This is a genomic window from Paenibacillus caseinilyticus (assembly GCF_027533645.1).
Classification (GTDB): domain Bacteria; phylum Bacillota; class Bacilli; order Paenibacillales; family NBRC-103111; genus Paenibacillus_G; species Paenibacillus_G caseinilyticus.
Map to the genome: position 1 here is coordinate 484,233 of NZ_JAQAGY010000002.1, position 14,062 is coordinate 498,294.

Below are 14,062 nucleotides of genomic sequence, written 5' to 3' on the forward strand. Positions count from 1 at the left end.
CGGCCTCTTGCTGTGGAATGAGATAGCCCAGATTCAGGTTACAAAGTTATACTTTAGGGAGGCGGATGACAGATGACAACGGCAGCACAGCGGATTATGGTCGCCTTGGATTATCCGCAGGCGGAGCAGGCGGAAGCGCTTGTGGAATCGCTCGCGGGTATTCCCTGTTATATGAAGGTGGGCATGCAGCTGTTCTACAGTGCGGGTCCTGGGTTTGTCAGCAGGCTGAAGGAGAAAGGCTACCAGGTCTTCCTCGATCTCAAGATGCATGACATTCCGAACACGGTCAAGGGCGGGGCGGAGAGCATTACACGCCTTGGCGTGGATATGTTCAATGTACACGCCGCCGGAGGACGGGCCATGATGGAAGCGGCCATGGAAGGCGTCGACAAGGGGCTGACCGGCACAGGCACTTCGGTGAAGCGTCCGGAAGTCATCGGCGTAACCCAACTGACGAGCACTTCCCAGGAAGTCATGAACGGGGAGATCGGCATTGCGGGAACGGTGGAAGAAGCGGTCCTGCGGTATGCCCTGCTGACCCGTTCAGCCGGTCTGAACGGCGTCGTCGCCTCGCCGCTAGAGGTCGTGCGTATCAAGGAAGCCTGCGGCTCTGGCTTCGTCACCGTGACACCGGGAATTCGGCCCGCCGGAGCGGACATCGGCGACCAGTCGCGCGTCATGACGCCGTTTGAGGCTTTTGCGCAGGGGACGGATTATATCGTGATCGGCCGTCCGATTACAGGGGCTGCCGATCCGAGAGCGGCACTCGAAGCGATCCTTGCTTCCGTGTCGGAGGAGCCGGTACAGCCTTAAGCGAAGCGGAACTGCCTCCGGATTGGGAGGTAGAGATTGATAGTGGAAGTAATGAAAGAACAACCATCCGAAGGAGACGATCCCATGAGTTCAAAAACTATCGTTACAAGTCCCGTACTGGCCGAGCAAATTGCTTCCGATCTGCTGCAGATCGGTGCGGTGGCCCTGCGCCCGCACCAGCCGTTCACATGGACGTCCGGGTTGAAATCCCCGATCTACTGCGACAACCGGCTGACGATCTCCTACCCGGCGATCCGCGAACGGATCGCCGAAGGCTTCGTGCAGCTGATCCGCGATAATTTCCCGGACGCCGAGGTGATTGCCGGCGCAGCGACGGGCGGCATCCCGCATGCAGCGTGGGTGGCGCAGAAGCTCGGTCTGCCGATGGTGTATGTACGGGACAAGGCCAAAGGCCACGGCAAAGAAAACCTGATCGAAGGCCATATCGAGGCCGGGCAGAAGACCGTTGTGATCGAGGATCTCATCTCGACCGGCGGCAGCTCGCTCAAGGTGGCGCTGGCTGTGAATGACGCGGGAGCCGAAGCGCTGGGGGTGCTCGGGATTTTCTCCTATCAGTTCGAGAAAGCCAAAGGGGCGTTCGGCGAAGCGGGCGTACCGTTCGAGACACTGACGAATTATTCCGTCCTGCTCGATGTAGCTGTGAAGAACGGCAGCATTCAGGAAGGCGATCTTCAGGCATTGAGAGCTTGGAGCGCGAACCCAAGCGAATACGGCAAATAAGGCAACAGCCTCTTGGATGGCAGAGACCTGGTTTCATAAGAACACCAAAAACGCCTGTACGCAGCATGATGCTGGAGTACAGGCGTTTTTGCGCTGAAGATGACAGTGTTCCGGCGTCTGTATCTTTACTTTCTGAGCAGGGCCAGCCGGTAAGCATATTCGAACAGGAACTCGAACGCCTCGAGATGGCGCTTGGCCTCGAATGCATTGGCTCCCCAGGCGCAGATGCCGTGCTTGCGGATCAGGATGCCGGGAATACGGGGGAGGATGGAGCGTTCTACCAGCTCGGCGATCCGCGGGATCTCGGCGTAGTTCGGTACGATCGGGATCTCGATCTGGGCTTCCTCATCCCAAATGTTGAACGCCTTGATCAGCTCTACCCCGTCGATCGGTACGCTGCCGCGCTCCCCGTACAGCTCCGAGACGAGATTGTTGAATACGGTATGCACGTGGAAGATGGCGCCCGCTCCGGTTGCCCGGTAGATCTCGCAGTGAATGAGCGTCTCGGCGGACGGCTTCAGTCCCGTCGCTTCGATCGGCTTGCCGTTCTGGTCGACGAGCAGATAGTCCGACGGCGTATTCACCGACTTATCCTTGCCGCTGGCAGTTACCGCGAAGGCGAACTGCTCGGGGGTGAATTCTCCGACGCGGACGGACAGATTGCCGCTCGTGCCCGGGAACCAGCCCCGGCCGGCCAGCAGCGTCTTGATCTCGCGCAGGTCCTCGAAGGCCTGCTGCTTGTCCTCCAGACGAATCGTGAGGCTCATCGTACGTTCAACTCCTCTAATCCCCGGATCACTTCATGGAAGTTCTCGAAGGGTTTGTAATGTAAACCAAGCTCCTCGCACAGGTTCACCAGATGAGCCCGCGCGAACACCAGATCGGCGAGCTTTGCGCCCTCGAAGTCGGTGATGCTGTCCCCGATCAGAATTCGTTCGTACCGGTCAGACGGGTACGAGCGGATGATCGCGGTTTTGCACATGCCGCAGTCGTTATGGCAGTGGCCGTCGCAGGCATGAGGCCACAGAATGCGGATATGGGACCCGCTGAAGTCGCTGCCGTTGCAATAGATATGCTCCTTCGGAATCGGGAACGGCGAGAGCACTGGATAGACGAAGAAGTCGATGCCGCCCGAGGTGACGAGGAAGGTGATGCCTTCGTTGCGGCAGTACTCGAGCAGCTCCTGGAAGCCCGGCCGGATCGTGACGTTGCCGATCGCATAGTCTGTGATCTCCTGCTGGCGCTCCGTTGGCAGCAGGGCGAACATGCGCCCGACGCCTTCGCGGATGGACACCCGCTTCGCGAGCACATCCTCCACGATCGTATCCCAGCCCGGCGGCTGAAAATGCTTCATGATCGCAACAATATTGTCGTTGACGGTGATCGTGCCGTCGAAGTCGCAAAAGATTACGCGTTCTCTGCTCATTCGCGGATCCCCCAAGCGTCAATCGCGGCCATAAGCTCAGGCCGTCCGTCCGCGGCATACTCCCGCAGGGAGGCACCGGAGAGGCAGCCGTCGATCGCCTGGCGGAATGCCCGGCCGCCGGCCGCCGCGCCCATCGGATGGCCGTGTACTCCGCCGCCGGCGTTCACCACGACATCCGTACCGAAGTCCTTGAGGATCAGCGGCACGAGCCCGGGGTGAATGCCCGCGGAAGGGACCGGGAAGCTCGTCTTCAGCCGGCCGAAGCCTCGGCCATCTGCCGCCCCGGCCGTATCCAGCAGCGCTTCCTTGATCGCCAGGTTCTCCTCGCGCGGCATCACGACGGAGCCGTAAGGAGAAGGGAACAAGACCAGATCGGCGCCGGCAAGCCGCATCAGCTTGCCGAGCAGCACTTGGGCGGAGATACCGTGGTAGGCTGATGGGTACAGCGCACCGGCCAGCGCCGGGTGCGCCATGATCGGCACCTGAATATCGGGGTGCCGGCTGAGCTCGCTCAATGCGTCGAAGCCGTAAGCCAGCACGTTGAAGAGCAGTGCATTGGCGCCAGCCCCGATGGCCCGGCGCGCCTGGTTCACGAGGTCGAACGTCGGCCCCGTGAGATTCGCGGCATAGAGCAGCTCTTGTCCCGTTTCGAGCTTTGCCTTGGCAGCGGCCTGCATGCAGGCCTCTACCCGGCGCTCGATCGGGGTCAGCGGGTTCTCGAAGAGGATCTCATCGTCTTTGATGAGGTCGACGCCCCCGAGCGCCTGCTGGTAGAACTGTTCTTGGAGAGCCGGCAGGTCATGTCCGATAACGGACTTGAAGATACTCATGAGCAGCGGTCTATCCGTGACGCCCAGGAGCTTCCGTACGCCGCCGAGTCCGAACCGCGGACCCGGGAAGGCGGAGAGGAAGTCGTCCGAGAAGGACAGGTCGGTGAGCTTGATGCGGCCGTCCATCGAGAGCTTCCCGAATACGGTGACGAGCAGGGCCGGAATGTCCCGGGAGAAGTTCGCGTCCGGATAGGCGATGGTGATGTCGGCGAAGCGTTCGCCCGGGGCTGCCCCCGCAGGTTCATGAGCTTCGACCGATACGACACGGCCGAGATGGCGCTGCATCTCCGCTTTGCGGGCTTCGGGAAGGTCGGTCCAAGAGCCTACGGTGAGGCCGACGGCGATGCCTTCGGCTTTTTTATGAAAGTCCGCCTTGTCGTCGTAGAGGCGGTACGTTGCTGTGCAGTAGGCGCCGGAAGCGGCCTGGTTCCATTCGGAGTTCAATGCGGACACCTTCCTTTGGGTCTATTGGGTTTCGGATGCAGGGTTCCCTCCGGAAGACGGAGGGGGCTTACTTGCTGGGTGTGCTGACGGATTGGGAGATGGCTTCGCCCATCTCGCCGGCCCGTTCCTTGGACCGGAGAATACCGGCGATGAGCGCATCCTGGAAGCCGGCGCGGTCCATGACTTCGATGGCGGCCTGGGTAGTGCCGTTCGGGGAAGTCACTTTGCGGCGCAGATCAGCCGGTTCTTCTCCGGTAGCCTCTACCATTCCGGCGGCCCCGAGGAACGTCTGAATCGTCAGACGACGGGATTCCTCCCGGGATAGACCTGCACGGGTGCCGCCTTCCATCATCGCTTCCATCATATAATACACATAGGCCGGCCCGCTGCCGGAGACACCGGTGATGGCGTCAATCTGCGATTCGTCGACGACCGTTACGATCCCCGTCGAGGCGAACATCTCATAGGCGAGCTCCTGCTGCTTTTCCGTGACGCTCTCCGAGAAGGCGATGCCCGTCGCGCCCAGCCCGATCGTGCTGGACGTATTGGGCATCGTGCGGACGATCGCATAACTGTCGCTGCCGAGCAGGCCGTGCATCGTAGCGACCGACAGGCCCGCGATGACGGAGACAATGAGCTGGCCTGGCCGCAGCTGCGGCTTCAGTGCCAAGATGCCGTCCACGGCATCCTTCGGTTTGAAGGCGAGGACGACGATATCCGCGGATCGGATGGCTTCGTCTTTGGCCAGCTGGTCCATGGCGTAACGGATGCCGTACCGGGTATGCAGTTCCGCCAGCCGTTCCGCGTTGGAACGGTTGACGACGAAGAGATTCTCTCCCGGTACGCCGCCCTGGTCAATGAGTCCGCGGATGATGGCTTCGGCCATCGAACCGGCTCCGACGAATGTTATCTGCTGCTGTGGCAATCCTTGAACCATGGTAGATCAAACTCCTTCTTGTCTTCTGCGTTGGATGAGGGCATGAACTTTTGTACTTCTGGTTATGGATAAAACCGTCTGGCTGCCTGGGCAGCGCTCAAGGCTTAAGAGAGACACGTAGCAGCTGGCCTGCACAATAAGCGCAGGTGCCAGGCCAGCCGCATGCAGTCGAAAGGTCGGGTCAAGGCATCTCTGAGTCTATCCCCGGATCTGGCCGCTGCCCGTAATGCAGTATTTGCTCGACGTCAGGGCCGGCAGGCCCATCGGACCGCGGGCATGCAGCTTCTGCGTGGAGATGCCGATCTCGGCTCCGAAGCCGAATTCGAATCCGTCCGTGAAACGGGTCGATGCGTTATGGTAGACGGCTGCGGCGTCGACTTCCTGCAGGAAGCGGGCCGCATGCAGGGTGTTCTCGGTCACGATGCACTCGGAGTGCATCGTGCCGTGAAGCCGGATGTGCTCCATAGCTTCATCCAGCCCTTCGACGATCCGCACGTTGAGGATATAATCATTGTACTCCGTATCCCAGTCCTCCTCGGTGGCTGCGGCCATGCCGGATACCAGGGCGCGGGATGCTTCGTCGCCGCGCAGTTCCACCCGCTGCTGCAGGAATTGGTCCGCAATCATCGGCAGATGCTTCGCCGCGAAATCGCGGTGCACGAGCAGCGTCTCCATGGAGTTGCAGACCGATGGGCGCTGGACCTTCGCGTTGATGGCGATCTGCAGGGCCATGTCCGGCTGGGCGGTCTCGTCGAGGTACGTATGGCAGACGCCGGCTCCGGTCTCGATCACCGGTACGGTGGCATTCTTCACCACGTTCTGGATGAGGGAAGCTCCGCCCCGCGGGATGAGCACGTCGAGCAGGCCGTTCAGCTTCAGCATCTCGTCCACGGAACTGCGGTTCGGATCGATCACGAGCTGCAGCGCAAACGGCGGCACATCGGTCATCTCGAGCGCCTGGTGCAGCACCTCGACGATCCGCTTGTTCGAGGACAGGGCGGAGGAGCCGCCGCGCAGCACGACCGCATTGCCTGTCTTGAGGCAGAGACCGGCGGCATCGACCGTCACATTCGGCCGCGCTTCATAGATGATGCCGATGACGCCGATCGGCACGCGAACCTTGCGGATATGCAGGCCGTTCGGCCGGCTGAACGCTTCGAGCGTATCGCCGACCGGATCGGGCAGCGTCACGATCTGGCGCAGGCCTTCGGCCATCGCTCCGATCCGCTGGCGGTTCAAGGCGAGGCGGTCGAGCAGGGAGGTGGAGATGCCGCTCTCACGTCCGCGCTGGAGGTCTTCGGCGTTGGCCGTTATGATCGATTCTGCTTCTTTCTCGAGACATTCCGCCATATAGAGCAGGGCATGGTTCTTCTGCTCGGTGGTGAGCTGTGCGAGCACGGGAGCGGCCTGTTTGGCCAGCCCGGCCTTCTGTTTCACTTCGCTAAGCGTCACTGCGCCTTCCATCTGGGACATCGCTGTCTCCTCCTTGATATCTATAATGGTGTTGCGATCATAACCTGGGTCAGGGCGCCGCATCCTTCGTCCTCAGGGACTGCGCGAGGGTAATCCACTCGTCCCGGTGAATGACTTCGATCCGGGGCACCTCGATGCGGCGCTGCACTTCCTCGGAGCCAAGACCCGCTACGGCCTGCAGCTGCCACGATTCGTAGTTGACGACGCCGCGTCCGATCGTCTGGCGGTTCATCCCTGCTACTTCGATGACGTCGCCGGGATGGAACTCGCCGTTCACCTCCCGCACGCCGGCCGGGAGAAGGCTGCGGCCGCCGCTGACGAGCGCCGTCTCGGCCCCCTCGTCCACGACGACCAGGCCTCTCGGCTGCGAGTGAAACCCTAGCCACTGCTTCTTCATCGGCAGGTTGTGCTCGCTCGTGTCGAAGTATGTGCCCCGGCCGGTACCGGCTGCGGCGCTATGGAGGTCGCCGGACTCGGTCACGCGGCCGACGAAGCAGGGGATGCCGCCCCGCATGGCGATGCGGGCCGCTTCGATCTTCGAGCGCATGCCCCCTGTGCCGACCATGGAGCCGGAGCCGCCGGCAATGCGGTAGATATCCTCGTCGATCTCGAGCACCCTCTCGATCCGCCGGGCCTCCGGGTTCTTGCGGGGGTCCTCGGTGTACAGGCCGTCGGTGTCTGTCAGGATCAGGAGCCGCCGGGCCCGAACGAGGTTGGCGACGAGCGCGGACAGCGTATCGTTGTCCCCGAACTTCAGTTCGTCGACGGCGACCGTATCATTCTCGTTGACGATGGGGAGGATCCCCCGGCGGAGCAGCTCCTCGATGGTCGACTGCGCATTCTGGATGCGCCGGCGGTTCGAGAAGTCGGAGCGGGTAAGGAGGATCTGGCCGATGCCGATCCCGTACTCCGCAAAGGCCGCCTGGTAGGCTTGCATCAAGAGCGCCTGCCCGACGGAAGCTGATGCCTGCTTCTCGTGCAGCAGCTTGGGCCGCGCCGTGTATCCCATGGCCCTGAAGCCGGCGGCCACTGCGCCGGAGGTGACGAGCAGCACGCGGTCCCCTTCGCGGTGCAGCCGGGCCAGTTCCGAAGCGAAAAAGGCGATGGAATCCCGGTTCAGCCCGCCCTCATCTGAGGTCAGCGAACTGCTGCCGATTTTGACTACGATCGTTCCGTGCATGGCGATCCCTCATTCCTACAGTCTTCAAACGAGAGTCCGGCGCTTGCCGCCGGCTCCAAAAAAAACAAAAAGGCCCCGTCCTGTTAAGGACGAAAGCCTTGACTTCCGCGGTACCACCTTAGTTGATGAATGATTCATCCGTCTTTCGGTCCTTATAACGGCAGGCTGCCGTCCGGGCTCATCGCCGGCCGTTCAGGGGCGGGTTCGGCAAAGGTTCACGGTAAATTCTCGCAGCCGGTGGAATTTACTCTCTGAGCGTGAAGGGTCTCTCCTACTATTCCCATCATAACGTTTGGTTCTTCTAAGCATAGCACGGCACCGCCGGATTTGTAAAGAAGGCGGCGCGCCTGGCGGATCGCAGGTTAGCCGAACAGATGCAGCTTGTCGATCCGCTCCACGGCTTCGAGCAGCCGGCCTTCGCCCGTGAGGAGGCCGAGGCGGACATAGCCTTCGCCATGGGTTCCGAAGCCGACGCCCGGGGCGACCACGATCTTCGCTTCCTCGAGAAGCCGGTCCGCCAGGGACTCCGAGGTGTACCCTTGCGGAACCGGGAGCCAGGTGAAGAAGGAGCCGGCCGGCTTGGCGGCGTTCCAGCCGATCCGATCCAGCGCGCCGAACAGGGCGTCACGGCGTCCCTGGTAGACCCCGACCAGCTCACGGACGCAGTCCTGGGGTCCGCGTAGCGCTTCGGCGGCGGCGACCTGGATTCCGCCGAACAGAGAGCAGTAGTAATGATCCTGGATGAGATTGATCATCCGGATGATCTCCCGGTTGCCGAGGCAGAAGCCTACACGCCAGCCCGCCATGTTGTACGTTTTGGACAGTGTGTAGAATTCCACGCCGACTTCCTTAGCTCCAGGGAATTGGAGGAAGCTCAGCGGCTTCTGGCCGTCGAATCCGACCGCGCCGTAGGCAAAATCACTGGAGACGACAATTCCATGCTTCGCAGCGAAGTCGATCGTTTCCTTATAGAAGGACTCGTTTGCGACGGCGGCCGTCGGGTTGTTCGGGTAGTTGATGAACATGAGCTTCGCCCGGTTCACATCATCCAGGGGCAGCGAGCCGTAGTCCGGCAGGAAGCCGTTCTCTTCGCGCAGGGGCATGAAGCTCATGCTAGCCCCGGCGAGGGCGACCCCGGACCAGTAATCGGGATAGCCGGGATCGGGGACGAGGCACACATCTCCCGGATCGAGCAGACACTGAGCTAGTTCGACGAGGCCGGTTTTGCCGCCGAAGAGGATGGCTACTTCGGACTCCGGATCGAGCTCGACGCCGTAGTCTTCCCGGTACCGCTCGACGACGGCCTCCTTCAGGAACCCGAATCCGCTGAACGGAGGATAGCGGTGGTAGAGCGGATTCTCAGCCGCTTCCTGCAGCGCCTTGACGATATGCGGCGGCGTAGGCCGGTCGGGATTGCCCTGGCCGAGGTTGATGACGTCGTGGCCTGCGGCGATTTGTTGGTTGGCCCGGCTCACCAGCTTCGAGAAGAACTGCGTCGGCAGCTCCTGGAGCCTGCGGGCCGGCTGCATCGGGAAGGCGCTGACAGCGCCCGGATAGGATGAATTCATGGATGTCACTCCTATGGCTTATAGATTAGGCAGAAGAGAAGGCAGGATTGCCGGGAGCACGGAAAATAACCCGCTCCGTTAATTCACGGTCTGCAGATAGGAATAATGTAACATGAATCAGAAGGAGTGTATACCATCCTGTGAAGTTTTTGGAAGAACATGATGGGGGAGGAAAACAATCGGTCCGTGTGGTCTTGGACCTAGGTGGATTGTTCCGGGAGGAGGAGCGGGAAGACGGGATTGAAGTTCGCGGAGGCATCCTCTATCATTAGAAGAAAACGAGCGGGCGGACCTAGACCGGAAGGCGGCCGTTCCCTGCACAGAAAGATGGGAAGAAACACATGACGACTAGCAAAAAGTGGAATCTGGCGCTTCTGCAGATGGATATCGTGATCGGGGAGCCGGACCGGAACTATGCCAAGCTGGAAGCCCTGCTGGAGGAGGCGGTGGCGGCGGAGGTCAAGCCCGACGTCCTCGTCTTCCCCGAGATGTGGAATACAGGCTATGCGCTGGACCGCATCCAGGATCTGGCCGACCGGGACGGAGAGCGGACGCAGGCCCTCCTGTCGGCTTTCAGCCGGAAGCACGGCGTGCTGATCGTCGGAGGCTCGATAGCCGAACGCCGCAGCGACGGCGTGTACAATACGATCTACGCCTATGACCGCGAAGGAGGCAAGGTTGGCGAGTATTCGAAGATCCACCTCTTCCGCCTGATGGACGAAGAGAAGTTCCTGCTGAGCGGAGATACGGTAGGACGCACGGAGCTGGACGGGGTGCCCGCCGGCCTCATGATCTGCTACGACATCCGCTTCCCGGAGCTGGCCCGGACGCTTGCGCTTGGCGGCGCCCAGGTGCTGTTCGTGCCTGCGGAGTGGCCGAACCCCCGGCTGCATCACTGGCGTACGCTGCTCATGGCACGCGCCATCGAGAACCAGATGTTCGTGGTCTCCTGCAACCGGGTCGGCGTCAGCGGGACGACGGAGTTCTTCGGCCACTCCATGGTGATCGACCCGTGGGGCGAAGTGCTTGCCGAAGGTGACGGGACCGAAGGGATTCTGCGGGCGACCATTGACCTGGGACTCGTACCCGAGGTGCGCAGCCGCATTCCGGTCTTTGAAGACCGCCGCCCGTCGCTGTATCAGTAGGGAACGGACACGGCCTCATTTAGCGCATGCGGCTGGGGCCTGGTGACCCGTACGGTGATCCATACGATGACCAAAAAGGAGCTTGCCGGATCGGGCAGGAAGCTCCTTTTTGGCGCTTATGGCGCAGTGGACCGGCCTGGCGCGGCCATGGCTTACTGCGGCGAGCTCTCCTTCATGACGTCGCGGAAAGTCTCGATGAATGCCTCGACGGCCTTGGAGAGGTAGCGCCCCTTGCGCGAGGCGATGACGAGCGTCCGGGTGGGCCGGCCGGCCAGCGGGCGGTAGACAGGCGAGAGCTCGCCGCCTCCGCGCCGGCGGACCATGCGGGGAATGAAGCTGATGCCCATGCCGGCGGCAACCAAGGCCTGGACGGTGTCGATGTTGCTGCTCTCGAAGACGATACGCGGATGGAAGCCCGCCTGCTGGCAGAGCTCCAGCGTGATCTGGCGGAAGCCCTGTCCTTTCTTCAGCGCGATGAAGGGCTCGTCCTGCAGCGACGCAACGTCGAAGGCGTCGGTGCTCCCGCTGGAGAGGGCGAGCGCATGGCCCGGCGGCAGCGCGAGCACGATCTCCTCCTCGATGATCGGCACCGAGGCAAGCGATTCGTCGAAGAGCGGGATGGAGAGCAGCGAGATGTCGACTTGGCCGATGCCGGTGAGATGCTCGAGATTCGCGGACGTTTCCTCGACGAGCGCGACCTCGATCTCGGGGTAGCGCGCCTGAAAGACCGGCAGCACGAGCGGGAGCACGTGGGCGCCGGTGATCGGCAGCGAGCCGACGACTAGCCGCCCCTTGCGCATCTGCGAGATATCGTCCATCTCGCGTTTGAGCTGCTCGACCATATCGAGAATGGCCTGGGCCTTCTCGACGAATAGGGAGCCGGCGTGGGTCACCTCGACGGAGTTGGTCGTGCGCTGGAAGAGCAGTACCCCGATCTCCTTCTCGAGCTTCGAGAGCTGCTGGCTGAGCGAAGGCTGGGCGATATGCAGCTTCTCGGCGGCGCGGGAGAAGTTCTTGTCGATGGCGATCTGTAAGGCGTATTGAAGCTGGCGCAGTTCCATAAGGCGGACCCTCTTTTCTATAATTAAAGGTAGAAGCGTTCGTGATTCCTTCTTATAATCAAAACCTATGAACATTATAGATATTATATCTTGGAACAATGAAGAAGGGAATGGTACCATAGGTTTACAAGAGAGACGACATCTAATTGAGGTGGAACCTATGGCAAAAACAATGTTCGAGAAGATTTGGGACAATCACGTGATTCAGTCGGAGCCGGGCAAACCGAGCATTATTTATATCGACCTGCACTTGGTCCACGAAGTGACTTCCCCGCAAGCGTTCGAGGGCCTGCGACTCAGCGGCCGCCAGGTGCGCCGTCCGGACTTGACCTACGCGACGATGGACCACAACGTACCGACGAAGGACCGTTTCAACATCAGCGACCCGATCTCGAAGCAGCAGATCGACACCCTTTCGAAGAACTGTGCCGACTTCGGCGTGACGCTCTTCGATCTCGATTCCATCGATCAGGGCGTCGTGCACGTGATGGGTCCTGAACTGGGCCTGACGCATCCGGGCAAGACCATCGTGTGCGGCGACTCCCACACCTCCACGCACGGCGCGTTCGGCGCACTCGCCTTCGGTATCGGTACTTCCGAAGTGGAGCACGTCCTGGCTACCCAGTGTCTCCAGCAGTCGAAAGCGAAGACGCTGGAAGTGCGCATCAACGGCAGGCTGAACCCGGGCGTAACGGCGAAGGATCTGATCCTTGGCGTCATCGCCAAGTACGGCACGGACTTCGCAACAGGCTACGTTATCGAGTACACGGGCGAAGCGATCCGCGGCCTCTCCATGGAAGAGCGGATGACCGTCTGCAACATGTCCATCGAAGCGGGCGCAAGAGCGGGCCTGATCGCTCCAGACCAGACAACGTTCGACTACCTGCGCGGCCGCCAGTATGTGCCGCAGGGCGAAGCGTTCGACGCAGCCGTAGCCGAGTGGCGTAACCTGACTACGGACGAAGGCGCCCAGTACGATTGGACCGTCGAGTTCGACGCCGACTCCCTGATCCCGCAGGTAACCTGGGGCACTTCCCCGGGCATGGGTACGAGCGTAACGGCCAACGTACCGAATCCCGCTGACTTTACGACAGAGAACGAGCGCAAAGCGGCCGAGAAAGCCATCGAGTACATGGGCCTCACGCCGGGTACGCCGATGACGGAAATTCCCGTCGATTACGTATTCATCGGTTCCTGTACGAACGGCCGGATCGAAGACTTGCGCGCGGCAGCTGCCGTGGCGCAGGGACACCAGGTTTCCCCGAACGTCACCGCGATCGTCGTGCCGGGTTCGGGCCGCGTGAAGATCCAAGCCGAGAAGGAAGGCCTCGACGTCATCTTCACCGAAGCGGGCTTCGAATGGCGCGATGCGGGCTGCTCGATGTGCCTCGCGATGAACCCCGACGTACTGAAGCCGGGCCAGCGCTGCGCTTCGACATCCAACCGGAACTTCGAAGGCCGCCAAGGCCGCGACGGCCGGACGCATCTCGTATCTCCTGCGATGGCGGCAGCCGCAGCGATCCAAGGACGTTTCGTCGACGTGCGCGACTGGCAGTTCAAAGTCAAACAAGAAGCTTAAACTTTATATAGACTGAATGTAGAGGAGTTTTCACCTATGGAAGCATTCAACAAGCATACCGGCCTTGTGGCTCCGGTGGACCGCGTGAACGTGGATACGGACGCGATTATCCCCAAGCAGTTCCTGAAGCGCATCGAGCGCTCCGGCTTCGGCCAATTCCTGTTCTACGAATGGCGGTTTGACCAAAGCGGCGCCGAGATTCCTAGCTTCAGCCTGAACCAGCCGCGCTATCAGGGCGCTTCCGTCCTGATCTCCCGTGCGAACTTCGGCTGCGGTTCCTCCCGTGAGCACGCGCCTTGGGCAATCCAGGACTTCGGCTTCCGCGTCGTGATCGCACCTTCGTACGCGGACATTTTCTATAACAACTGCTTCAAGAACGGCATTCTGCCGATCAAGCTCAGCGAGGAGCAGGTCGAAGACTTGTTCCAGCGTACGGCCGCCCAAGAAGGCTACCAGCTGACGGTCGACCTCGAGAACAAGACGATTACCGACAGCCAAGGGCTGAACATCGCCTTCGACCTCGACGAACACCGCCGCCAGTTCCTGCTGCAGGGACTCGACGATATCGGCCTGACGCTTCAGCATGCCGACAAGATTTCTTCCTACGAGCAGGCTCACGAAGCGCGCCTGTCTTATAACCGCTAATCCGCGGGCCCGTTATTCCTTCCAGCGTGAAGAGGATAACGGGTCTTTTTTATATCTAGGATTCTATATCTCGCGCCAGGGCTCGATCCTGTAATCTTAACTATCTCATAAGCGCGCATCGTCCTGAAAGGACGGCGAATCCATTTATCTTGATGGATCTGGCGGCGCCATCTTATTTTTTCTTTCCGTATTTGGGTATCCTAAGCAAAACAAGGAAGAA

Annotated in this window: 14 protein-coding genes and 1 other annotated feature; of the genes, 6 read left to right on the forward strand and 8 right to left on the reverse strand. The window is 61.0% G+C overall.

Features of this window, described 5'->3' with window-relative positions:
• Positions 1-72 precede the first annotated feature (72 nt).
• Both pyrF and pyrE read left to right on the forward strand, forming a co-directional pair.
• Entirely contained in the window at positions 73-813 is a 741-nt protein-coding gene (gene pyrF / locus O9H32_RS04870; RefSeq protein ID WP_269864744.1) for an orotidine-5'-phosphate decarboxylase, read from the forward strand.
• Positions 814-897: 84 nt separating this feature from the next.
• The gene (gene pyrE / locus O9H32_RS04875) at positions 898-1,554 is read left to right on the forward strand and encodes an orotate phosphoribosyltransferase (protein WP_269864745.1); all 657 of its coding nucleotides are present in this window, start codon (positions 898-900) and stop codon (positions 1,552-1,554) included.
• A gap of 125 nt (positions 1,555-1,679) precedes the next feature.
• Here the strand turns inward: pyrE and mtnB are convergent, their stop codons facing one another.
• The 7 genes from mtnB to O9H32_RS04910 all read right to left on the reverse strand — a co-directional run bounded on the left by mtnB (position 1,680) and on the right by O9H32_RS04910 (position 9,412).
• Positions 1,680-2,321, reverse strand: a complete 642-nt coding sequence (gene mtnB, locus O9H32_RS04880; protein ID WP_269864746.1) for a methylthioribulose 1-phosphate dehydratase — start codon at positions 2,319-2,321, stop codon at positions 1,680-1,682.
• Positions 2,318-2,980: a 2-hydroxy-3-keto-5-methylthiopentenyl-1-phosphate phosphatase gene (locus tag O9H32_RS04885; protein ID WP_269864747.1), complete on the reverse strand. Its 663-nt coding sequence runs from the start codon at positions 2,978-2,980 to the stop codon at positions 2,318-2,320. Before O9H32_RS04885 ends, mtnB begins: the two co-directional genes overlap by 4 nt.
• Positions 2,977-4,254, reverse strand: a complete 1,278-nt coding sequence (locus O9H32_RS04890) for a 2,3-diketo-5-methylthiopentyl-1-phosphate enolase (protein ID WP_269864748.1) — start codon at positions 4,252-4,254, stop codon at positions 2,977-2,979. The genes O9H32_RS04885 and O9H32_RS04890 overlap by 4 nt, the downstream gene beginning before the upstream one ends.
• 67 nt (positions 4,255-4,321) lie before the next feature.
• A complete protein-coding gene (gene proC, locus O9H32_RS04895) occupies positions 4,322-5,191 on the reverse strand; it encodes a pyrroline-5-carboxylate reductase (protein ID WP_269864749.1) in 870 nt (289 codons plus the stop codon).
• Between the two features lie 198 nt (positions 5,192-5,389).
• The gene (locus O9H32_RS04900; RefSeq protein WP_269864750.1) at positions 5,390-6,664 is read right to left on the reverse strand and encodes a glutamate-5-semialdehyde dehydrogenase; all 1,275 of its coding nucleotides are present in this window, start codon (positions 6,662-6,664) and stop codon (positions 5,390-5,392) included.
• Between the two features lie 49 nt (positions 6,665-6,713).
• The gene (gene proB / locus O9H32_RS04905) at positions 6,714-7,844 is read right to left on the reverse strand and encodes a glutamate 5-kinase (RefSeq protein WP_269864751.1); all 1,131 of its coding nucleotides are present in this window, start codon (positions 7,842-7,844) and stop codon (positions 6,714-6,716) included.
• An 82-nt stretch (positions 7,845-7,926) separates the two neighbouring features.
• Positions 7,927-8,140 (reverse strand) — a binding site (T-box leader).
• Positions 8,141-8,206: 66 nt separating this feature from the next.
• On the reverse strand, positions 8,207-9,412 hold the full coding sequence (locus O9H32_RS04910; RefSeq protein WP_269864753.1) for a pyridoxal phosphate-dependent aminotransferase: 1,206 nt from the start codon (positions 9,410-9,412) through the stop codon (positions 8,207-8,209).
• Between the two features lie 140 nt (positions 9,413-9,552).
• Here O9H32_RS04910 and O9H32_RS04915 point away from each other — a divergent pair, with 140 nt between their 5' ends.
• On the forward strand, positions 9,553-9,684 hold the full coding sequence (locus tag O9H32_RS04915) for a hypothetical protein (RefSeq protein WP_269864754.1): 132 nt from the start codon (positions 9,553-9,555) through the stop codon (positions 9,682-9,684).
• 69 nt (positions 9,685-9,753) lie between these two features.
• On the forward strand, positions 9,754-10,557 hold the full coding sequence (locus O9H32_RS04920; RefSeq protein WP_269864755.1) for a carbon-nitrogen family hydrolase: 804 nt from the start codon (positions 9,754-9,756) through the stop codon (positions 10,555-10,557).
• Between the two features lie 152 nt (positions 10,558-10,709).
• On the opposite strand, the gene O9H32_RS04925 is transcribed toward O9H32_RS04920, so the two are convergent.
• Positions 10,710-11,618 (reverse strand): LysR family transcriptional regulator, encoded by a 909-nt coding sequence (locus O9H32_RS04925; RefSeq protein ID WP_269864894.1) that lies wholly within the window; start codon positions 11,616-11,618, stop codon positions 10,710-10,712.
• Positions 11,619-11,778: 160 nt separating this feature from the next.
• Between O9H32_RS04925 and leuC the strand changes: the two genes are divergently transcribed.
• Positions 11,779-13,197: a 3-isopropylmalate dehydratase large subunit gene (leuC, locus tag O9H32_RS04930; protein WP_269864756.1), complete on the forward strand. Its 1,419-nt coding sequence runs from the start codon at positions 11,779-11,781 to the stop codon at positions 13,195-13,197.
• Positions 13,198-13,233: 36 nt separating this feature from the next.
• Entirely contained in the window at positions 13,234-13,842 is a 609-nt protein-coding gene (leuD, locus tag O9H32_RS04935) for a 3-isopropylmalate dehydratase small subunit (RefSeq protein ID WP_269864757.1), read from the forward strand.
• Positions 13,843-14,062 lie beyond the last annotated feature (220 nt).